19 protein-coding genes are annotated in these 21,945 nt (G+C 60.8%); 12 read left to right on the forward strand and 7 right to left on the reverse strand.

Annotation, left to right across the window (positions count from 1 at the left end; translation table 11 throughout):
• Window positions 1-83 precede the first annotated feature (83 nt).
• Window positions 84-767, reverse strand: a complete 684-nt coding sequence (flgA, locus tag GM658_RS10515; protein ID WP_155453986.1) for a flagellar basal body P-ring formation chaperone FlgA — start codon at window positions 765-767, stop codon at window positions 84-86.
• Window positions 768-895: 128 nt separating this feature from the next.
• Between flgA and flgB the strand changes: the two genes are divergently transcribed.
• From flgB to GM658_RS10545, 6 genes are all read left to right on the forward strand, one after another.
• Window positions 896-1,312 carry a flagellar basal body rod protein FlgB gene (flgB, locus tag GM658_RS10520; protein WP_155453987.1) on the forward strand — a complete coding sequence of 139 codons (417 nt, stop codon included), beginning with the start codon at window positions 896-898 and terminating at the stop codon, window positions 1,310-1,312.
• Window positions 1,313-1,314: 2 nt separating this feature from the next.
• Window positions 1,315-1,719 (forward strand): flagellar basal body rod protein FlgC, encoded by a 405-nt coding sequence (gene flgC / locus GM658_RS10525; protein WP_155453988.1) that lies wholly within the window; start codon window positions 1,315-1,317, stop codon window positions 1,717-1,719.
• A 2-nt stretch (window positions 1,720-1,721) separates the two neighbouring features.
• A complete protein-coding gene (locus GM658_RS10530; RefSeq protein WP_155453989.1) occupies window positions 1,722-2,417 on the forward strand; it encodes a flagellar hook assembly protein FlgD in 696 nt (231 codons plus the stop codon).
• Between the two features lie 24 nt (window positions 2,418-2,441).
• On the forward strand, window positions 2,442-3,983 hold the full coding sequence (locus tag GM658_RS10535) for a flagellar hook protein FlgE (protein ID WP_155453990.1): 1,542 nt from the start codon (window positions 2,442-2,444) through the stop codon (window positions 3,981-3,983).
• A gap of 21 nt (window positions 3,984-4,004) precedes the next feature.
• On the forward strand, window positions 4,005-4,748 hold the full coding sequence (gene flgF / locus GM658_RS10540; RefSeq protein WP_155453991.1) for a flagellar basal-body rod protein FlgF: 744 nt from the start codon (window positions 4,005-4,007) through the stop codon (window positions 4,746-4,748).
• Window positions 4,749-4,928: 180 nt separating this feature from the next.
• Window positions 4,929-7,259: an EAL domain-containing protein gene (locus tag GM658_RS10545; protein ID WP_170298763.1), complete on the forward strand. Its 2,331-nt coding sequence runs from the start codon at window positions 4,929-4,931 to the stop codon at window positions 7,257-7,259.
• A 9-nt stretch (window positions 7,260-7,268) separates the two neighbouring features.
• Here the strand turns inward: GM658_RS10545 and GM658_RS10550 are convergent, their stop codons facing one another.
• From GM658_RS10550 to GM658_RS10570, 5 genes are read right to left on the reverse strand one after another with little or no spacing between them, the layout of a single operon-like run.
• Window positions 7,269-9,275: a T6SS phospholipase effector Tle1-like catalytic domain-containing protein gene (locus GM658_RS10550; protein WP_155453993.1), complete on the reverse strand. Its 2,007-nt coding sequence runs from the start codon at window positions 9,273-9,275 to the stop codon at window positions 7,269-7,271.
• Window positions 9,256-9,804, reverse strand: coding sequence for a DUF3304 domain-containing protein (locus tag GM658_RS10555; RefSeq protein WP_155453994.1), 549 nt, complete (start codon window positions 9,802-9,804; stop codon window positions 9,256-9,258). The genes GM658_RS10550 and GM658_RS10555 overlap by 20 nt, the downstream gene beginning before the upstream one ends.
• Before the next feature lie 55 nt (window positions 9,805-9,859).
• Window positions 9,860-10,387, reverse strand: a complete 528-nt coding sequence (locus tag GM658_RS10560) for a DUF3304 domain-containing protein (RefSeq protein WP_211841843.1) — start codon at window positions 10,385-10,387, stop codon at window positions 9,860-9,862.
• Between the two features lie 17 nt (window positions 10,388-10,404).
• Window positions 10,405-11,277 carry a DUF4123 domain-containing protein gene (locus GM658_RS10565; protein ID WP_155453996.1) on the reverse strand — a complete coding sequence of 291 codons (873 nt, stop codon included), beginning with the start codon at window positions 11,275-11,277 and terminating at the stop codon, window positions 10,405-10,407.
• 1 nt (window position 11,278) lies between these two features.
• On the reverse strand, window positions 11,279-14,131 hold the full coding sequence (locus GM658_RS10570) for a type VI secretion system Vgr family protein (protein WP_155453997.1): 2,853 nt from the start codon (window positions 14,129-14,131) through the stop codon (window positions 11,279-11,281).
• A 165-nt stretch (window positions 14,132-14,296) separates the two neighbouring features.
• Between GM658_RS10570 and flgG the strand changes: the two genes are divergently transcribed.
• From flgG to flgL, 6 genes are all read left to right on the forward strand, one after another.
• On the forward strand, window positions 14,297-15,079 hold the full coding sequence (flgG, locus tag GM658_RS10575) for a flagellar basal-body rod protein FlgG (RefSeq protein WP_155453998.1): 783 nt from the start codon (window positions 14,297-14,299) through the stop codon (window positions 15,077-15,079).
• A gap of 15 nt (window positions 15,080-15,094) precedes the next feature.
• A complete protein-coding gene (locus tag GM658_RS10580; RefSeq protein ID WP_155453999.1) occupies window positions 15,095-15,748 on the forward strand; it encodes a flagellar basal body L-ring protein FlgH in 654 nt (217 codons plus the stop codon).
• A 2-nt stretch (window positions 15,749-15,750) separates the two neighbouring features.
• A complete protein-coding gene (locus GM658_RS10585) occupies window positions 15,751-16,857 on the forward strand; it encodes a flagellar basal body P-ring protein FlgI (protein ID WP_155454000.1) in 1,107 nt (368 codons plus the stop codon).
• Window positions 16,858-16,867: 10 nt separating this feature from the next.
• Window positions 16,868-17,773, forward strand: coding sequence for a flagellar assembly peptidoglycan hydrolase FlgJ (gene flgJ, locus GM658_RS10590; RefSeq protein WP_155454001.1), 906 nt, complete (start codon window positions 16,868-16,870; stop codon window positions 17,771-17,773).
• Between the two features lie 62 nt (window positions 17,774-17,835).
• On the forward strand, window positions 17,836-19,788 hold the full coding sequence (gene flgK / locus GM658_RS10595) for a flagellar hook-associated protein FlgK (RefSeq protein WP_155454002.1): 1,953 nt from the start codon (window positions 17,836-17,838) through the stop codon (window positions 19,786-19,788).
• 21 nt (window positions 19,789-19,809) lie between these two features.
• On the forward strand, window positions 19,810-21,051 hold the full coding sequence (gene flgL, locus GM658_RS10600; RefSeq protein ID WP_308612965.1) for a flagellar hook-associated protein FlgL: 1,242 nt from the start codon (window positions 19,810-19,812) through the stop codon (window positions 21,049-21,051).
• A 60-nt stretch (window positions 21,052-21,111) separates the two neighbouring features.
• Here the strand turns inward: flgL and fliR are convergent, their stop codons facing one another.
• Complete coding sequence (gene fliR / locus GM658_RS10605; RefSeq protein WP_155454003.1) at window positions 21,112-21,945, reverse strand: flagellar biosynthetic protein FliR; 834 nt, start codon at window positions 21,943-21,945, stop codon at window positions 21,112-21,114.

Below are 21,945 nucleotides of genomic sequence, written 5' to 3' on the forward strand. Positions count from 1 at the left end.
GTCTGGTTGGAGTACTTTACCCCGGCATACGAGTCTTTTACGGCAACCTTCGGCCAAACTTTAGCTGGCATCGTGAAACTTGTTCAAAAAGCTACTTCTACCAGGCCGCCCTGGCGGGCAATCCCGCTGACTTGCTGGCCATTACCGGTCCGCACGGCGACCACCTGGCCCTCGGCTGCCGAACCGGCAGCCTTGCCCTCGGCCGACACAGAGAAACCGTTGCCTTTGGTGACCAGCTTCACCAGCTGGCCATTCAGGATGACCGGCTTGGCCCTCACCATGTCCACCCGCAGCGGCGTGCCGGCGGAAATGGACAGGCTACTGGTCTTGCCGACCAACTGTGCCTTGTCGGTTGCGATCCCGGCGGGCAGGGCGGTCAATTCGCCTTGCATTACCGCCAACTGTGCCTCTTCGATAGCCTGGCCCTGGGCCAGCGGCGCTGCGGCAGCGACATAATTCCCCAGCACCGATACCGTACTTTGAATATATACCGTCCATGCCGAAGGCGCCGCACAGCGCACGCCCACCGTGGTCTTGCCCCAGGCGCGCGCGCCCGGCATCAGGAAGGCTTCCGGCGCAGGGCAGGGCGCCAGGTTCAGGCGCGGGTCGAGCGCACCGACACTGACAGTGACCTTGCCCGGCAGTCCGGCGGTCTGCACCTGCAGGAATTGTTCGGCCACCTGGCGCACAGCGGCTGGCTCCATGCGTTCGGCGGCATTGGCAACACCTGCCGCGAGCAGGGACGCCGTGATGAGAATATGTTTCATGCTAGCCATCTTAGCCCTCGCGCGAAACCGGCAAGCCGCGAATAAGGGCAAAAACCCCGCCTTTCTCTTCCGATCAAGTGGCAGCATTGCTCCGTATCATCGAACCTGTCATCAAGCGGAGAAGCGCCATGTTAGGCAGACTCGACAACTACCTGCAGTTCAACGAAACGGCCCTCAGCCTGCGCGAGAAGCGCCAGGCCGTGCTGGCTTCGAATATTGCCAATGCCGACACGCCCAATTACAAGGCGCGCGACATCGACTTTTCCGCCAACCTGCAGGCTGCCCTGCAGCGCGCCAGCGCACCGCAGCCGCTGAACACGACCGCCGCCAAGCATTTCCCGAGCGGGCCGCAGGACGGCAACGCGCTGCCCGACGGCACGCCGCTGCTGTTCCGCCACCCGGCGCAGGGCGCCGTGGACGGCAACACGGTCGATATGGATGTCGAGCGTAACAACTTTGCCGACAATGCACTGCGCTATGAAGCAGGCGTGACCTTTATCAATGGCCAGATCAAAGGCCTGCTGGCCGCGATCCAGGGAGGCTAACCATGTCCTTGTTCAGTATTTTCAATGTGTCCGGTTCGGCCATGAGCGCCCAGGCCCAGCGCCTGAACGTGACCGCCTCCAACCTGGCCAATGCCGACAGCGCGACTTCCGCCAGCGGCGAAGCCTACCGCGCCAAGCAGGTCGTGTTCGAAGCAACCCCGACCGCCAACGGCGCCGCCACCGCGGTGCGCGTGAGCCAGGTAGTAGAAGATCCGTCGCCGATGCGCCAGGTCTACGACCCCAAGCATCCGCTGGCCGATGAAAAAGGCTACGTGACGATGCCGAACGTGAACGTGGTCGACGAGATGGTCAACATGCTGTCCGCCTCGCGCTCCTACCAGACCAATGTAGAAACCATGAATGCAGCCAAGACCATGCTGCTGAAAACCCTGACGATCGGACAGTAACCATGGCCATCACCAACACCCCAGTCACCGGCGGCGGCGCGCCTTCGCAAGCCTTGCTTAACGCGGTCAATACCCGCGGCAACAATGGCTCTTCCGACAAGAGCGTATCGGCCGACCAGGATAAGTTCATGACGCTGCTGATTACGCAGCTGAAAAACCAGGATCCGCTGAATCCTCTGGATAACGCGCAGGTCACCAGCCAATTGGCGCAGCTGCAGACCGTCACCGGCATCAACAAGCTGAATGAGACGATCAACTCGCTCAAGTCGGACTATGCGACCTCCGCCTCGCTGCAGGCGACCAACCTGATCAACCATGGCGTGCTGGCGCCCGGCAAGAACATGCAACTGGCTGGCGGCAAGGGCCTGTTCGGCATCGACCTCGCCAATGCGGTGGATACGCTGCAGATCGACATCAAGAATTCCAGCGGCAAAGTGGTGCACTCGCTGTCGCTGCAGGCGGTCGACGCCGGCACCTTGCCTTTGACCTGGGATGGCAAGCTGGACGACGGCACCACCGCACCGGACGGCATGTACACCGTCGACGTCAGCGGCACCGTGGGTGGCAAGGCCGACACCGGCGTGCAGGCACTGAGCTTCGGCACCGTGGCCAGCGTGTCCACCGGCGCCGGCGGCGTCAAGCTGAACGTGCCAGCGCTCGGCCAGCTGACCATGAACGACATCAAACAAGTTTTGTAAGCCCAACCTGATAGGGGAAATACCATGTTTCAACAAGGTCTCAGCGGTCTGAATGCCGCAGGTAAGTCGCTCGATGTTATCGGCAACAACATCGCCAATGCGAGCACGGTGGGCTTCAAAGGATCCCAGGCGCAATTCGCCGACCTGTATGCCAACTCCCTGAACGGCGTGGCGGGCAACAACCCGGGTATCGGCGTGAGCATCTCGCGCATCGCCCAGCAATTCACCCAGGGTAATATCGAAACCACCAATAACCCGCTGGACGTATCGATCAACGGCGGCGGCTTCTTCCGCACCGTGGCGCCAAGCGGCGAAGTGCAGTATTCGCGCAATGGCCAATTCCTGCTCGATAAGAACGGCATCATCACCAATGCCCAAGGCAATGCGATTACCGGCTATCTGTCCAACAAGGATGGCGTGATCCTGGCTGGCGCACCCGTGCCGATCAAGATCGACACCGCCGACCTGACCCCGGTGGAAACCACCGAAGCCAACTTCAAGATCAACCTGTCGTCCACTTCGCCGGTGCCGACCAAGGTGCCGTTCGACGCCACCGACCCGCTGACCTATACCAAGCAGACCGTGATGGACGTGTTCGACAGCCTGGGCAACGCCCACACCATGTCGACCTTCTACGTCAACAAAGGCAGCGGCGTCTGGGACGTCTACGCCGGCAGCGACGGCGTCGAAGTCGACGCCAAGAAAGTCGCGCAAGCCGTTCTGACCGATCCGGCCTCGATCGCAGCACGCGCCGCGTATGACGCGGCAGCGGCGGCCGGCAATGCGGCCGGCATGCTGACGGCCCAACAGCAATATTCGGCAGCGGCTGGCGCCGCCATGACCGCCGCAGCAACTGCGGCCGGCGCCACCCCAGCCCAGTTGGCAAAACTGGCTGCCGTGTACACGCCGCCAACCGACGTCGGCGCCATTCCCGGCAACAACCCTGACATCATCAATGAAAAACTGGCGGCCGCCATCGAAGTGCCGGCAGTAAAAGTCGGCACCCTGGCATTCGACCAGAACGGCAACCTGAGCGCGGCGCGCATGGCTTTGCTGACCCCGCCACAGACCCTGCCATTTTCTGTCAACCTGCCGATCTTCCCGGACAACGGCGCCGACTTGCTGATGACGATTTCAACCAACTTCGTCGGCACCACCCAGTACGGCTCGCCAACCAGCGAAAAGGAATCGACCCAGAACGGTTACTCCTCCGGCAGCCTGCAGCGCTTCTCGACCGACCCGAGCGGCGTGATCGTGGGCCAGTACAGCAACGGCAAATCGCGTCCACTGGCGCAATTCGTGCTGGCCAACTTCGCCAGCCCGGACGGCCTGATCCCGCTCGGCAACAACGCATGGGCCGAAAGCTCGGCCTCCGGCCAGCCGCAGATCGGCACGCCGGGCGAAGGCAATAACGGCCAGTTGCGCTCCTCGTCGGTGGAATCGTCCAACGTCGACCTGACCAAAGAGCTGGTGGACATGATCACAGCGCAGCGCGTCTACCAGGCCAATGCGCAGACCATCAAGACGCAGGACTCGGTGCTGCAAACCCTGGTCAACCTGCGCTAACCGGATAAAGCGAGCTAAGCGATGGACCGCCTCATTTACACAGCTGCCACCGGAGCGCGCCATATCCTGGAGCAGCAGGCCACGACGTCCAACAACCTGGCGAATGCCACCACGACCGGCTTCCGCGCCCAGCTCGACTCCTTCCGCGCGGTGCCTGTGGTGGCGGAAGGCCTGCCGACACGCACCTTCGTCGTCGACAACACGGTCGGCTCAGACTTCCGCGCCGGCACCATGCAGACCACGGGCCGCCCGCTCGACGTAGCCCTGCGCGGCGATGGCTTCATTGCCGTGCAGTCCACCGACGGCTCGGAAGCCTACACCCGCAATGGCAGCCTGAAGGTCAACGCCAATGGCATGCTGCAAACCTCCGCCGGCCTGACCCTGGTCGGCGAGAACGGTCCCATCGCCGTCCCGCCCGACACCGAAGTAGCGATAGCCGCCGACGGCACGGTCTCCGCCATTGACACCACCCAGACCAAGCCCGGGCCATCGAATGTGCTCGGCCGCATCAAGCTGGTGAACCCCGACGTGAAAGGCCTGGTGCGCGGCGACGACGGCCTGTTCCGCAACCAGAGCGGCCTGCCCGCCGACCCCGACCAGAACGTACGCCTGGCCGACGGCACGCTGGAAGGCAGCAACGTCAATCCGATCGACGCCATGGTCAATATGATTGCTTTGGCACGCTCTTTCGAAACGCAGATGAGCCTGCTGAAGAACGCCGAAGCCAACGCCACCAAAGCCACGCAAATCTTAGCCCTGAACTAATTGCCGAGGCCGTGTCCCACCATGGGGTCACACCCGAAACGGGACACGTGCTCAGCAAATATTGGCGTTAAATTAATATTGCTGCAATTTTGTTGCCCATTGGCAACGCTGTGGAATTGCGGCTTGCGTGCGGCGCTCGGATTCCCCATCATTGAATCTTTCAGCCCAGCAGTCGAAATCATGGCTCCTCGCGAGGAACGTTATGCTGCCGTGGTCCTGCCATTTGCGCTGGCCGTGGCTGCGCTCACCCTGGTAGCGGTGTTCAGCCTGTCCATGGCGGCTACCTTGCGCGCATACGTCAGCGGCGAAAGTCATTGGTCCAAGGGCCAGAAGGCGGCCATCGCCTCGCTCCAGCGCTATCTGGTCACCGCCGACGAGCAGGATTACGCCCAGTTCCAGTCCGAGTTGGACGTGCCCCTCTCCGACTTGCGCGCCCGCCGCGAAATGGACCAGCCCAATATGGATTGGGAAGTCGTACGCGAAGGTTTCCTCGGCGGCCGTAACGCCGACGAAGACGTGCGCGGCATGGTCTGGCTCTACCGCTACTGCAAAGATATCTACCTGATGGCGCGCGCCATCTCCTATTGGGAACACAGCGACCAGCACCTGCTGCGCCTGCGCGACCTGGGCCTGGAAGTGCATGCGATGACGCCAGCCGAGCGACGCGCCCCCGTGGTGCTGCTGGAAATCCAGGAAATCGACCGCCGCTTGACGCCACTCGCCATCGGCTTTGCGGCAGCCATCAACGACGCCGCGCGCCAGGTGTCGAATGCCTTGCTGGCCGTTCTGCTGCTGGCCGCGACATTATTGGCCTGGAGCGGCCACGGCTACCTTCGCCGCTCCTTCGCGCGCCGAGAGCGCCTGCTGCAACAACTGCGCCAAAGCGAGGCCGAAGCCTTCGCCGAAAAAGAACTGGTACAGGTGACGCTCGGCTCAATCGCGGACGCCGTCATCACCACCGACAGCGCGCTCCGCGTCAGCTACTGCAACCGCAATGCCGAACAGATGCTGGGTATGCCGCAATCCTCCATCCTTGGCCGTCCGCTGGAAGAAGTCTGCCGCATGGAAGGCGAGGATAAGGCCCTGCACCTCGTGGCAGCCGACGGCAGCCGGCTACCGGTCGACCGCTCGCTGGCGCCCATCCACGCACCGGACGGCACGGCCATCGGCCAGGTCATCGTGCTGCACGACGCCAGCGAAGCGCGCCGCCACGCTGCCCAGCTGTCCTACCAGGCCACGCACGACGAGCTGACCGACATCCTGAACCGGCGCGAGTTCGAACGCCGCCTGTGCGAGCTGTTGACCGCCCTGCGCCAGGGCAGCGGCGGGGAACACGCCGTGCTGTACCTGGACCTGGACCGCTTTAAGATCGTCAACGACACCAGCGGCCACGCGGCCGGCGACGAATTGATCAAGCAAGTAAGCCAGCTGCTGCAGGCCACGCTGCGCGAGCGCGACATCGTGGGCCGCCTGGGCGGCGACGAATTCGGCATCATGCTGACCCAGTGCAGCCATGGCGATGCGCTGCGCGTGGCGGAGAAGGTACGCAAGGCCGTAGTCGACTTACACTTCGCCTGGGGCGTGCGCAGCTACCGCATCGGTGTCAGCGTCGGCGTAGTGCTGCTCGATAGCCGCAGCAGCAGCCTGAAGGAAGTGATGAAATCCGCCGATGCTGCCTGCTATATGGCGAAGGAGAAAGGCCGCAACCGCATCCACCTGTACAGCGACGACGATGCCGAACTGTCGGTGCGGCAGACGGAAATGGAAGCGGTCTCACGCATCCGCGCAGCGTTGGAGAACGACCGCTTCTGCCTGCACCTGCAAACCATCGCCCCGCTGCGCCCGGGCCTGCGCCCCCACGCCGAAGTGTTGGTGCGCATGCTGGACGACGACGGCGGCCTGGTGCCGCCAATGGCCTTCATCCCCGCCGCCGAACGCTATGACCTGATGCCCTTGCTGGATCGCTGGGTGATCTTCCACGCCTTCGCCGCGCTGGCCGAACAGCCGCCCGGCACCAGCTGGGCCATTAACCTGTCCGGCGCTTCGGTATGCGACGAGGGTTTGCTGGAATTTGTGCTGGAGCAGCAGCGCGTGACCGGCGTGCCGCTGGAAAACGTGTGCTTCGAAATCACGGAAACTGTGGCCGTGGCCAACTTGGCGCAAGCCGCCACCTTGATCCAGGACCTGCAAGCGCAAGGCGCCCGTTTCGCGCTCGACGACTTCGGCGCCGGCATGTCCTCCTTCGCCTACCTCAAGCACCTGCCGGTGGATTACGTGAAGATCGATGGCAGCTTCATTCGCGGCATCCTGCACAACCCGACCGAACGCGCGATGGTCGAATCGATCAACCAGATTGCGCATGTGATGGGCAAGCAGACAATCGCCGAATTTGTTGAGGACGACGCGGTGCTGGCATGCCTGCGCGCTATGGGCGTCGATTTCGCGCAAGGTTACGGGGTGGGGCGGCCGCAGCCCTTGCACGTTGCGCAGGCTGCTGATGCGGTGAGTTAGCGAAGTAGGCTACGCGGCTTCCAGCTCCTGTCGTTGCTTGTCATGTTCGTTCAGCGCATATTTGAACTTCTCATCTCCGCCTACGTACACTACGCGAGGGTCCGATGGCATCGTGGCATCTTTGGCGAACCCGGAAAGCGAGTCATGTACGTAGTTATCGAAGAAGTCGATGATTTTTTCATCCTTGAGTCCGTTATTGTGAATGAATTCGTTCTCGTATGCGGTCATCATGGCTTGATAGTGAGGGCGAAGCTTCCGACGTTGTTTTTCATCGACGTGCTTCGACCAAAACGAAGGTCGGTATTTGTCGTAGATTGTTTTCGCGTCCTTCAAAAGGCGCTCATCGTAATATTGGATTGCTTCACTCAGTTCGCCCACAGACGGCAAAGCATCTTTCTTTGCCTTGGCTCTTAACACCGCATCTCGAGTTTTCTCGCGCAGCAGACCAGCGGCTTTGATCTCCTCGTCAGTTTCAGCGAGCTTTTCATTCACATTCGGATTACCATAATTACTTTGGATTATCGCTTGGCGCCGCTGAAGTAAAGCATCAAGTTTCGATCGTGCGGCATGGTCTTTCTTTTCCAGCGCATCAATCTCAGTATCAAGCTTCTCACCGTCGGCTTTGAACCCGACTTCATTCTTCGCGATGGTCGTTGCTTCCTCCTTATTTCCATCCAGTTTGCGCCTGATATCACGGAACCGCCATGCGTAATACAGCCCCATGTTGGCATTGATAATTTGGCCCAATGAATTCGATTTTGGCACCTTGCTGAGGTAATGGTTAAAGGAGTCAACGATCGCTTTACCCATTTCAAAATCGTCCTTTTGGCGTGCCGCCCATGCCGACCTCGGCAGTAAAGGGACTTTCGCATTGACGGCCGCATCGTACATATGCTGTAAGGGGATCAGGCCGAGCTTATTGATCGAACTGTTGCTTCGCCCTCCTTCACCAGGGAGATAACTTCCGCCGACATCTGAGTGAACGCCGGGATACACGTATTCGTAAAAGTGGGCTGGCTTCAGAAGTCGCCCGTCCTTGAAAGTGCAAACGCTCTCAACTGGAAATGAGTTACGAATTTCATGTGCAGCGATATAGTGACGAACTTCTTCAGCCATCTCTGGGATCGCCATTTTTCCGCCATAGGCTACATGCCCGTCAAATCGTCCAGGCGAAGGGTCGGCACCAGGAGACGCATTTTTTTCGAATGCCAGTTCCTCCGGACGGATGTCTTTTTCATCCAGGCGCCACCAGACTTTGGTCTTATAACCAAATGGGATCGAACGGCTGTCGACATTGTTGGTACTCATAGGCAGTCCAACTGAAGCTACAGTATCGAACAAACCTAGGAATCGCACGCGGACTCTATATCCGCCTGACTGGGTTTTCCATACCTGCCCGTGTTCTTTGCAGCGTTGCTTCAGAAGTTCATTGGTGAAGGCCCTTGCTAAAGCAGCCCCTCGACTGAAGCCAAACACGGAAAAGTTGATTTCAGTGATCGCATTTGATGGGTTTTTCGCCCTCGCAGCATGCGGAGCCAACAGGCGGTCAAATTCCTTGAGGGCCCACTCAACGCGAACATCACCTTTGTCGCCGGTACCAAGCCCTAACGTAGTGCCACCGTCGTCTCCCACGTCTTTAAAATATGTTCCGACACCTGGAACATATATTGGGTATATACCAATTTTTGTATCAATGTCTCGGTGTGCTCTGAATAGCTTTGCCACGTTACTGTGCTTTTTAGTACCAACGTCAGCGTCCAAGTTGTTTCCAGTACCGTCAAAAAAGAAGCTAAACCATAGCGTCTGCAAACAACTTCCCGGGGATACATTGCCAGTGTGGCCGTTTAGTGCAGAAGCCAGTGTCCCATTAACGGAGGCAGCTAGCGCAGGATCCGCGCGTGTCGCCGGTACGTCTTTCGCACTGTCGGCAGCATATCGAAGCGTATCTTCGTGGGGCGCTAAGGCTGGTGCTTTGGAGTCTCCGACGGACGATTCTTTATTTGGGCTCTTTGTCATTCTGACACCTGGAATATTCGGTTCGGTCTTCGCGTTCTTTGTTGAGCTTTAGGCGCGGCTCGGAAATGGCGTCGGTGACAATGGCCTCCACGCGGTCATCCGGGTAGATGTGAATCTCCATATACGCCGGCTCGCCATTCACGTGAACAGTAACTGGCACCTCGCGCTCTTTGTACCAACTGTGATGCAGCCAATGTTTTGTACCATCGTCATCGACTGAGTCAAGATAGCGGCAAGCGTCCGATTGCCAACGTACCGTCACTGTCGCCTTTTTTACTGCTGGCCAGAATGCCGCGCAGCATGCTAAGCCGCCACCACCACCATTTGGCCCGCTTACATGTAGATTGCCGCCACCTTGACCATCGACGCTAAACTCGTCGATGTATCGCGAGGTGTAGTTATATCCGACAATTGTGAGCCCGTATTTTTCTTTTTTTGCCAATTTGCCGGTGTCATTTGACGAATTCGCATTGCATGCAGTCGCCAATAAAGCAATGACTAGAGCCAGCAGAGTTCGAGGAATTTTCACTGATCCACCTTTACCTGTTCACACACTTGCGACAACATCGCCAACAGCCGAATTGCTATTCTGGTTTTTGGTCATTAGGACACCTGGGGTATTCCGATTTGTCGCTTCGTTCTTTGTTGAGTTTAAGGCGAGGGGCCGACAACGTATTGGTGATAAACGTCTCGACATGATCGTCCGGGTAGATGTGAACTTCCATGAACGCAGGTTTGCCTACAGCACGGACAACTGGCGTTACCTCCCGTTCCTTATAGAACAAGTGATGGGACCACACATTCTCGCCGCTGTCCGAGACGAACGAGACATAACGGCATGCATCGGATTGCCAGCGCACTTTGTATTTGAGGCCTGGCACATCAGCGTAGTAGGTTGCGCAACAAACGCTGCCGCCTCCGCCGCTCGTAGGGCCACTAGCCTGAATGTTGCCACCGCCTGCTCCATTGACGGAAAACTGATCAATGTAGCGAGACGTGTAGTTATATCCGTTAATGGACAAGTCATATCTGTCCTTCTTGGCAGGCTTGCTTGATGTGGTGGACGAATTGGCATTGCAGGCGCAAAGCGCATGAAAAAGCAGCAATGCCAATGCGAATCGAATTATTTTCAATGCAGTTCCTCTCTTTGATCGACCAGTTCAACCGCTTGGTCCAATGTTAACTCGCCATCTCTTACGCGGGCCAGGATGTCGCACCACGGTGCTTGTGTATCAAATTGAGCACCGTGAAGGAACGCAAGACCACAAAAGAGTGCTAGGTCCCCCAGATTCGCTAGCCGCAGCGCGCGTGCCGCGGTTATTTTGCTTTGTAAAAGCCGATATCGCTCGATGGGGCACATGCGGTGAAATTGTTCCAGGAGGTTGCTCTCAAGCAGATATGCAATCTGGTCGATTTCGCTCGCCTCCAATAGGTACGAAAGCTGTTCGTCAGAAATCAATTGCGGTGCGAGATGCGCGTCTTGGGGCTGGAATTCCGACGAAATGTGGGCCGTCGTACCATCGCGATTGCTGTACCACCAGCCAGTTGCGACAGACAGCCAAATGCGTTGCTCGTGCTCATTCATCACTTCAAGCAATTGCGGAAGCACCCTGGTATCAAAAAATCTGAGGACGATCTCTTCACCTTCGCTCAAAATGCCGTCCATGCGTTTGGCGAGCGACTTTGCAAGCACTTGAGGCTCCAACGGTGTTGCAATCATCAGCAGGCTAAACGAATGCTGACCAATATCGTGCAGGCGTTGCATTAGTTGGCGCTTGACTAGCCGTCCGTTGGAAAAGCTCACTTCAAACAGTAATGGCGAGGCAGCAGTTAGCGCTGGCCGCTTGTCATCGCCCAGGAGATTGGTCCATGAGACACCGTTTGCTCGCAGCTTATGAGAAAGCTCGGGCAATCCTGCGTGGTCCGCCAGCAGGTAGAGCCGTTCCTCACCATGCCTGCAATGGCTCGCATAAATCTGTTCAAGATCAGAGAGTGCCAGCATGTTATTTCATTGCGAAAGGCGCACCCTGTGCACGTGCCTTTAGCAGGCACGGTATGCACACCGATGCTGGAAGATCTGGCATCACATAATCTTGCTTTGCAGGGCCGACGAAGGACTTCTTGCCCGCCTTGATCTCGATCTTGCCGGGGCACTGCACCGTGATGTTTCCACCATCGATGGTGATGTTCGCGCCTCCTGCGGTCGAAAGGCTGATCTTCTTCGCGGCGGCCCAATCGATATGGGCGTTGGAACTCTTCACGTTGATGGTGTCGCGCGCCATGACGGACATGGTGCCGGCCTGCGCCTGCACGTCGATGTTGTCGCGGGCAGCGATCATCTGCAGACCGAGGTCTTGTTCGCCAGGCTTCACGGCGCCGCCCAGCATGCCGATGGACTGGCGCGTGTGCAGGCGCATCTGGCCGCCTGTGGCGAGCTGGGTGTCGGCTCCGCTCATGACCGTGGCTACCTTGCCGGCGACGATCTGCAGGTCGTGTGCGGCGCTCATCGACATGCCATCCTTGGCGCAGATAGCGACGATTGGGGCGACGGAATGCGGCAGCTTACCTGCTTCAGGTTTGGTATTGCGTTCACCTGCGTCGGCCAGCGCTGCATCCAGGCTGTCGGAACCCACCATGCCGGAGACGGAGGTCAGGAGCTGCTTGAGCGGCGGCTCTTCGTCTTTGTCGCCGGTCGCGCCGGCATGCGCGGCAAGGCCGACGGTCTTGTGCTTGGTGGCCGCGTCGTGGAAGGTTTCGCCAAGCGTGACGGCCTGTTTCAGCATCGCGATGCCGGGAGTATTGTCGCCTGCGAGGCCGCGCTGGCTGGCGTTGTGGGGCAGGGCGTAGCTGCTCACCAGCAGGCCGGCGCCGCCGCGCACTGCTCCATATGCGTCGGTGCGCAGTTCGGCGCCTTGCCCGCGCAGGCTGCCGCGGTAGTTGTCGGCGCTGTGCACCAGGTGGCCGAGGTTCAGTTCCGTGGCGGCGAGGGTGCTGCGCAGCTGGATGCGGCCTTGCTGGTCGGTGTCGTCAAACAGCAGCTGGTTGTAGCCGTTGCCGCCGAATTCCTTGCTGCGCACGCCCCATTGCGCGGAGGCGTTGCGGTGGTCGCCGCTGCCCGCTGCGAGGCCGTGCCATACCGGGCTGTTGCCGGCGGCGAGATTGCCCTGGCCGGAAGGCGCGTGGTCGTGGGCGCTGGCGAAGGGCTGGCCATCATTCGCTGCCACTTGTCCGCCCGGCGTTGGCGGCATGCCGCCTTCGCCCTGGCCGTTGTACAGGGCGCCGATGATGATCGGGCGGTCGATATCGTTTTCCAGGAACTGCACCAGCACTTCCTGCCCGATGCGCGGCAGGAACTGGCTTCCCATGCCGCCGCCGGCGGAGCGCTGCGCCACGCGCACCCAGCACGTCGCATCGGCACTCTCCTGCCAGTGGAAGCGGATGCGTACGCGGCCCAGCCGGTCGCAGTAGATTTCGTTGTTGCCCTGTGCGTATTCCTGGCCGTCCGCGCCAACAACGATGGCGCTCTGGCTGCCCATGGCGGTGGGCTTGGCGTGCTGGCGGCCTTCACCGCCGTGATGGGCGGGGCGCCAAGGCACTTCCGCCGCCAGTGCGGTAAAGCTGTTGGCGTAACCGCTGGAAGAAGCTTTTTCCAGCGTGGTGCGGAAGTCTTCGGGCATGTCGCGTACTGGCGCCGCGAGTGTTTCCAGCAACTCGGGGATAGGGCCGAACAGTTCCGCCAGGCCGCGCTTGGCCGCCGTCGGCAGGTTGTTGACGCCTACGCCCAGCACGCGCAGCGTGATGTAGCTTGGGTCTTCGTCGGCGCCGAACAGGGCGCCTTGGGTCATGGTGAAGCGGGTGCCCGCGCGCAGTGTGCGCACGGTGGAACGGCCCTGGCATTGCTGGCTGCGTGCCTCCAGCAGTTGCATGTGCAGTGTGGCGTAGCGCTCGGCCTCGGCGCTGTCCGTGTAGAAGTATTGGCCGGGGTAGTCGTAGCTTTCCAGCAGAGGGGCATTTTTGCCCAGGTCATTAACGCGTGTCGGCACGGTGGCGCCGACAGCGGCCTTGGCTTTGTAGTCGTAGCTGATGACGGCAACCGCACCGCTCACCAGCTGGCGCATGGTGTGCAGCGATTGGATGGTGTCGAATTTTTCACCGGCGCGCGCGGCGTGGTAGCGCAGGCCGTGACCCGCGGCGCTGCTGGCGTCTTCCGGCGTGGCCGACTTCTGGCTGCTGTCGGCGAACAGTATGAGCGTTTGCTCCTCCTCGCCGTCTTCGAAGCGCCAGGCGACGCCTTCTTCCGTCAGCAAGCGGCGCACGAAATCGTAGTCGGATTCGCGGTATTGGCAGCAGTAGCTGCGGGCCGGCAGGGCGTCGAGCAAAGAGCGTGCGTCGTCGCTCCATTGCCATTTGGCGTAGGGCGCGTAATCGGAGAACACGGCATCGACGATGTCGGCCACGCCCTTGTCCTGCCACACGCGGCTATTGCGCGTTTGTGTCGCGAGCCAGAGCCAGGACGACAGGCGCAGACGATAGCGTGCAAAGCCGCCCTCGCTACCCAGCATGGCGGCATGGCTGATATAGCCGTGGAAAGCCGTGCGGCTGCCATCGGCCAGGCTGGCCTTCAGGGTGGCTTGCTGGCCCAGCAGCTCGGCGGGGCGAATGGCGGCGCTGGTCGACAGCACGATGACGTCACGCGTCGTGATTTCCTGCAGGCAGTCGTCGGTCAGGAATGCTTCCACCAGCAATCCGCCGGAACCGTAGTCCCCATCCTTCTTAAGGCTGAGCTCATAGAGCCGGCTTTCGCTGGTGAATTGGGCGAGGGAGGCCGCCACCTGGGCCAGGAGTTCAGTCCTCATATCTATCTGCAAGGCAATAATTAGCAAAACGCAAACAATAGCAGAGGTGAATTATTCTTGCCACACGGTTGAATAGGCGGGTGAAAACCGGCCAGATCCAAGCTTTGACTTGACCCGGCCCACTGGATAATGCCTGCATAGGAAAACCGTTTTTGGAGCAGGCAAATGATTCGATCACTGTGGATTGCCAAGACTGGCATGGAAGCGCAGCAGACCCAGATGGACGTGGTGTCCAACAATCTGGCGAACGTCAGCACCAATGGCTTCAAGAAGTCGCGTGCAGTGTTTGAAGACCTGCTCTACCAGAACATCCGCCAGCCCGGCGCGGCCTCGTCGCAGCAGACCCAACTGCCTTCCGGTATGCAAGTAGGTACTGGGGTGCGTCCGGTTTCCATCGAACGCATCCACACCCAGGGCAACCCGCAATCGACCGGCAACGACAAGGACTTGATGGTCAACGGCAACGGCTTCTTCCCGGTACTGCTGCCGGACGGTACCACCGCCTACACCCGCGACGGCTCCTTCCAGCGCGATAACAATGGCCAGATGGTGACGTCCAGCGGCTTCGTGCTGCAGCCGGCCATTACCATCCCGATCAATGCCACCAGCATCACGGTCGGGCGCGACGGCATCGTCTCGGTCACGCTGCCGGGCCAGGCGGCGCCGCAGCAGATCGGCGCGATCCAGCTGGCCACCTTCATCAACCCCACCGGCCTGGAGTCGAAGGGTGAGAACCTGTATGTGGAAACCGGCTCGTCCGGCGCCGCCACCCAGAACCAGCCGGGCACCAATGGCACCGGCGTGATCCTGCAGGGCTACGTGGAAACCTCCAACGTCAACGTGGTCGAGGAAATGGTGAACATGATCCAGACCCAGCGCGCCTACGAAATCAATTCGAAGGCGATCACGACCTCCGACCAGATGCTGCAGCGCTTGACGCAGCTGTAATCGAGCGAGCCAGCCATGCGTAACGCCACTGTCTCCGTCCTCGCCGCCACGCTGTTATCCGCCTGTGCCGGCGCGCCGACTTCCATCGTCCAGGGGCCGACCAGTGCGCGCCCGCTGCCGCCTTCCTATCCGCCTGCAGCGGTGACAAATGGCTCGATCTACCAGGCCAGCACTTATCGTCCGGCCTTCGAAGACCGCCGCGCGCGTCATGTGGGCGACGTGATCAATGTCGTCATCACGGAAAGCACTTCCGCCGTCAAGAACGGCGCCAGCGCCGGCAACAAGTCCGGCAGCGTCAACTTCGGTGTGCCTGGCCTGCTCCAGGGCAAATTTGGCACCAATATCGCCACCAGTTCCGACAACAAGTTCGCGGACGCCGACAGCCAATCCCTCAGCAACAGCTTCCGCGGCACCATCGGCGCGACCGTGGTGGAAGTGCTGTCGAACGGTAACCTGATCATCGCCGGCGAAAAGCAGGTCGGCATGAACAAGGCCACCGAATACATCCGCATTTCCGGCATGGTGAACCCGGACTCGATCAACGGCAATTCGGTGGCGTCCACCTCCATCGCCGATGCGCGCGTCGAATACCGCACCAAGAGCAATATCGACGGAGCGGAAGTACAGTCGATGCTGTCGCGCTTCTTCCTCAGCCTGCTGCCATTCTGACCATGAAGACTTTCAAACTCCTGGCCCTGTGTGCCGCAATGATCCTGGCTCCAGCCGTGCAGGCTGAACGCCTGAAAGACCTGGCCAGCATCGCCGGCGTGCGCCAGAACCAGTTGATGGGCTACGGCCTGGTCGTGGGCCTGGACGGCTCCGGCGACCAGACCACCCAAACCCCGTTCACCGTGCAATCGGTGGCATCGATGCTGCAGCAGATGGGTATTGCGCTGCCGGCCGGCACTACGCTGCAGCTCAAGAACGTAGCTGCCGTGATGGTCACCACCAGCCTGCCGGCATTTGCACAGCCTGGCCAGCAGATCGACGTCACCGTGTCTTCGATGGGTAACGCCAAATCGCTGCGTGGCGGCACGCTGCTCATGACCCCACTGAAAGGTGCGGACGGCCAGGTGTACGGCATGGCGCAAGGTAACGTGCTGGTGGGCGGCGTTGGCGCGCAGGCGCCGGGCGGTGGCGCAGCCGTCGTCGTCAACCACCTGTCGGTCGGCCGCATTTCCGGCGGCGCCACGGTGGAACGCGCCGTGCCGACCACGCTGGGCGAGGGCGGCCAGATCCGCCTCGAACTGAACAACACGGACTTTGCCACCGCCAGCCGCGTGGTCACGGCCATCAACGATAAATACGGCGCCGGCGTGGCCTATGCCCAGGACGGCCGCACCATCCGCGTGACAGCCCCATCATCGAGCGATGCACGCGTGGCCTTCATCGGCGACCTGGAAAACATGGACGTGCGCCCGGCGCGCCAAGCTGCCAAAGTCATCATGAACGCGCGCACCGGCTCGGTGGTGATGAACCAGGAAGTCACGCTGGAGACTTGCGCCATCTCGCACGGCAACCTGTCCGTCTCCGTCAATGCCGACACCCAGGTCAGCCAACCGAACGCACTGAGCGGAGGCCAGACTGTCGTTTCGCAGCAGGGCAGCGTCGACATCAAGAAAGACTCCGGCAAGGTCATCATGCTCAAGGGGGGCGCTTCGCTGGCCGAAGTGGTCAAGGCCCTGAACGCGATCGGCGCCTCGCCGCAAGACCTGCTGGCCATCCTGCAGGCGATGAAAGCAGCAGGCTCGTTGCGCGCCGAGCTGGAAATCATTTAAGGATGCAGCCATGATCGTGCGCACCGCTCCCACCGACCTGAGCTCGAACCTTGCCATCGACAGCAAGGGCATGTCCGAGCTGCGCCAGTCGGCGCGCGCCGGTTCGCCCGAAGCATTGAAGACTGCGGCGACACAGTTCGAATCCATGTTCGTCAACATGATGATGAAGAGCATGCGCGACGCCACGCCGCAAGACGGCATGATGGACAGCCAGCAAACCAAGATGTTCACCACCATGCTGGACCAGCAAACCAGCCAGAGCATCGCCAAGAAGGGCATGGGCCTGGCCGACGTGCTGGTGCGCCAGTTGTCGAAGACCCTGCCGCCGCAAGATGGCGTGCCGACCGACCCTGCCATGGCGCGCGCCTTGATGGAACAGGCCAAGCTGCAACGCTCAATCGAAGCCAGCGGCGGCGCGTCCGCCATGGCTGCCGCCAGTAACGCCGGCAAGCCGGCCCACGTGCGCGCCTTCCAGGACAAGCTGGCCGGCGACGCCGAAGAGGCCAGCCGCACCTCCGGCATCCCTGCCAAGTTCATGCTGGGCCAGGCCGCGCTCGAATCGGGCTGGGGCCGCCGCGAAATCAAGGGCCGCGACGGCACCAACAGCCACAACCTGTTCGGCATCAAGGCCGGTCCCGACTGGAAAGGCCGTGTTGTCGAAACGGCCACAACCGAATACGTCAACGGCAAACCGCAAACCCGCGTCGAGAAATTCCGTGCTTACGACAGCTACGCCGACAGTTTCAAGGACTATGCCCGCCTGCTGAGCAGCAATCCACGCTATGAAAAAGCGCTGGCCGCCGCTGGCAGCACCGATGCGGCGGGCTTTGCACGCCACCTGCAGAAGGCCGGCTACGCCACCGATCCCAACTATGCCACCAAGCTGGCCGGCATTATCCAGCGCACTCTTGCCTGACGAACATCAAGTTTTGTCCGGATGTGCCGTAAACTGAATATCTAGCGAAGGTAATTATCAATATGTCCTTACTCAGCATCGGTAAAAGTGGTTTGTTGGCTGCCCAGGCGGGGCTGGCCACCACTGGGCACAACATTACCAACGCCAATGTGACGGGCTACAACCGCCAGGTGGTCGTGCAGGGCACCACGCCGCCGCTGCAGACCGGCGACGGCTTCATCGGCACCGGCACCGAAGTGGCGCAGATCAAGCGCGTCTACGACGATTTCCTGAACCGCCAACTGCTGGGCGCACAGACCAACCAGGCTTCGCTCGAGACGTATTCGAACCAGATTAACCAGATCGACAACTTGCTGGCCGACACCACGGTCGGCTTGTCGCCGGCGCTGCAGGATTTCTTCAAAAGCGTCCAGACCGCCGATGCCAACCCGCAATCGACGGCGACGCGCCAGGCGATGTTGTCGTCTGCACAATCGTTGGCTTCGCGCTTCAACGGCATCGCCGGCCGCCTGAAGGAAATGCAACAAGGCGTCAACTCCGGCATTACCGCCAGCGTCAACGAAGTCAATTCCTTCGCGCGCCGCATCGCCGACCTGAACAATACGATTGCCGGCTTGTCCGTCGATCCCTCCGCGCTGCCGAACGATTTGATGGACCAGCGCGACGCCCTGATTGCTGAGCTGAACAAGCAGGTCGCGCTGACCGTGCGTCCGGGCGAAAACAATATGCTGAATATTTCCTTCGGCACCGGCCAGCCATTGGTGATCGGCAACCGCGCGCAGGAGCTGGCGACGCAGAACTCGCCATTCGACCCGGAACGCATCGTGGTCGGCTACCAGACCCAGGGCAAATTCTCACCGCTGCCGGACAGCGTGATCACCGGCGGCCAGCTCGGCGGCCTGATCGATTTCCGCAACAGCGGCCTCGATGTAGCGAATGCCAACCTCGGCAAAGTGGCGGCAGGCCTGGCGGATGCCTTCAACGACCAGCACAAGCTGGGCGTGGACCTGAACGGCCAGATGGGCGGCAACTTCTTCAAGGATATCCACGCCTACGTCGGCTACGACAACCGCAACTCGCCATCGAGCACGGTGAAAGTCGACGCGACCATCGTTGATGCTTCTGCGCTGACCACCTCGGATTACGACATCAACTACAACGGCACCGACTTCATCGTGACCCGCGCCAGCGATGGCGCCACCACCACGATCAATCCGTACCCGCAAACCCAGCCGCAAGTGATCGATGGCGTAGCCTTCTCGATCACGGGCGCCGCTGGCGGTCCCGACCACTTCCTGGTACGCCCGACTTACAACGCGGCCCAGGATTTCGGCGTCGAGCTGCAGGACAAGAACAAGATTGCGCTGGCGGCGCCGATCAGCACTTCGGTACCGAACACCAACACCGGCACCGGCAAGATCAGCGCCGGCGCGGTCAACGCGAACTACCTGTTGCCGGGCAACCAGCTGGCTGCACCGGTCACGCTGACCTACAACAAGGCCGCCAATACGTTCACCGGCTTCCCGGCGACTGCGGCGGTGGACGTCACGGTCAACGGCACCACGACGACCTATCCGGCCGGCACCCCGGTGCCTTACACGGATGGCGCCACGATGACTTTCCAGGGCATCGAGTTTTCCATCACCGGCAATCCGGCCAATAACGACACGTTCACCGTTTCGCCCGGCAGCGGCGTGGGCGATGCGCGCAATGGTACGCTGCTGGCAGGCCTGCAATCGAAAAACATCCTGGACGGCGGCCACGCCACCTTCCAGGCCGGCTATGCACAAATGGTCAACTTCGTCGGCAACAAGGCGCGCGAAGTGCAGATCGCCAGCACCGCCGCCGACACCACCGTGCAGCAGGCCCAGGCCGCGCGCGATTCGGTCTCCGGCGTCAACCTGGACGAAGAAGCGTCCAACCTGCTGCGCTACCAGCAAGCCTACCAGGCTGCCGGCAAGATCATGCAGGTGGCAAACACCTTGTTCGATACCCTGCTGTCGCTGAATCAATAGGATTTTTGAAGGAATAGCATCATGGTCATGCGTATCGCCACCAAGACGATTTACGACAACGGTGTCAGCCAGCTGAACACCCTGCAAGCGCAGCTGCAAAAAACGCAGATGCAGCTGTCGACTGGGCGCCGCGTCGTGACCCCGTCCGACGACCCCGTCGCTTCCGCCCGCGCGCTGGAAGTGTCGCAGTCGAAGGAAATGAATGTCCAGTTTGCTTCCAACCGCAGCAGCGCCAAAGGTTCGCTGTCCCTGGTCGACAATACGCTGGCCAATACCGACGACCTGCTGCAGGAAGTGAAGAGCAAGATCGTCGCCGCCGGCAACCCTGGCTTCACCCTGGCCGACCGCGAAGCGCTGGCCAAGGAACTGGATGGCCGCCTGCAGGACTTGCTGGGCCAGGCCAATGCCACCGACGGTTCCGGCGCCTACCTGTTCTCCGGCTACAAGAGCGACACCCAGCCCTTCACCCGCACTACCACCGGCGCCACCTACAACGGCGACCAGGGCCAGCGCGAGCTGCAAGTGGCATCCTCGCGCACGCTGGCCACCAGCGAAACCGGCACCGCAGTCTTTGAGAACAACCTGACCGGCAATGGCACCTTCCAGACCAGCGTCGACCCCAACAACTACACGCGCGGCGGCACCGGCATCATTTCGCCGGGCGTTGTGAAAAATACGGCTGCGCTGACGGGCCACAACTACACGCTGAATTTCACCGTGGTCCCAGGGGCGGCCGGCGCGCCTTCGACGACGACTTACACCGTCAATGACGTCACCACCGGCACCGCGGTATTGAGCGGCCAGCCATACGTCGCGGGCCAGCCGATTGCATTCGATGGCATGTCGATGGATGTGAGCGGCGTCCCGGCCAACGGCGATATCTTCAACGTTGACCCGAGCAAGAACCAGTCGGTGTTCCAGACCATGACCGACCTGATCAGCGCACTGCGCGGCCCGTCCGGCTCGCCGCAGGCAGGCGCAGCACTGACCAACGCACTGAACCTGGCCAACCAGAACATCAGCAATTCGCTGGATAATGTGCTGTCGGTGCGCGCCTCGGTGGGCGCCCGCCTGAGCGAAGTCGACCACCTCGACAGCGCCGGCGACGACTTGAACCTGCAATACTCAAGCCAGATCTCCGACCTGGTCGACCTTGATCCGGTGGAAGCGATTTCCCGCTTCACCCAGCAGCAAACCACGCTGGAAGCCGCCCAGAAATCCTACAAAGCCCTGGCTGGCCTGTCCCTGTTCAATCTGATTTGAAAGTCGGGGTCAGCTCTGGCAATCGGACATTTGTCCGATTGCCAGAGCTGACCCCGACTTTTATTTTGGTTCTAACTGAGGCTTCCCCGGCATCGGGGGCTTGGTGCTTCGGCTATCCCATTCGCGCGGCAGTTGACGCGCTTTTTCTATGCCTTCGTTGACCAGGGCTTGCACCGGCATGTTCATGTAGGGCAAGGTCATCATCAGCGTGAGGAAGCCGACGCCGAGCGTGATGGGGAAGCCGATGCCGAACAGGTTCAGCTGTGGTGCGGCGCGGGTCAGGATGCCGAGGGCGACGTTGGTGATCAGCAGCGCGGCGACAATCGGGAGCGATAGTTGAAGACCGGCGCTAAACACTTTGGAGCCCCATAGCGCGAGGTCCCAGAAGCCGTCGTTGCGGAATGAGATGGCGGCTATCGGCAGCGTGTAGAAACTCTCGGCCAGCGCTTCCACGAGCACCAGATGGGCATTCACTGCGAGCACCGCGAGCGTTACCACCCATACCAGGAATTGCGATACCGCCGATGAGCGGCCTTGCGACATGGGGTCGAAGAAGCTGGCGAAACCCAGGCCCATGGTCAGGCTGGAAATCTCGCCCGCCATTTCTACTGCGCCAAACACCAGGCGCATTGCAAATCCCATGCCGGTACCAATGACGATTTCGCGCGCCAGCACCGACAGGCCGGCCCAGCCGGCAGGATCGAGCGCGGGCATCGCTGGCACCGTCGGCGACACCACCAGCGCGGTCAGAATGCCGAGCGCGATCTTGAGCTCGTTCGGGATGCGGGCATTGCCGAAAATAGGGGAGGTGGCAATCAGTGCCAGGATGCGGGCCGCCGGCCAGAGCAGGGCGGCGATCCAGGTGTTCAGTTCAGCGGAGGTGACGACCAGCAT

It is taken from the genome of Massilia eburnea (genome assembly GCF_009720745.1).
Taxonomy (GTDB): Bacteria; Pseudomonadota; Gammaproteobacteria; order Burkholderiales; family Burkholderiaceae_D; genus Rugamonas; species Rugamonas eburnea.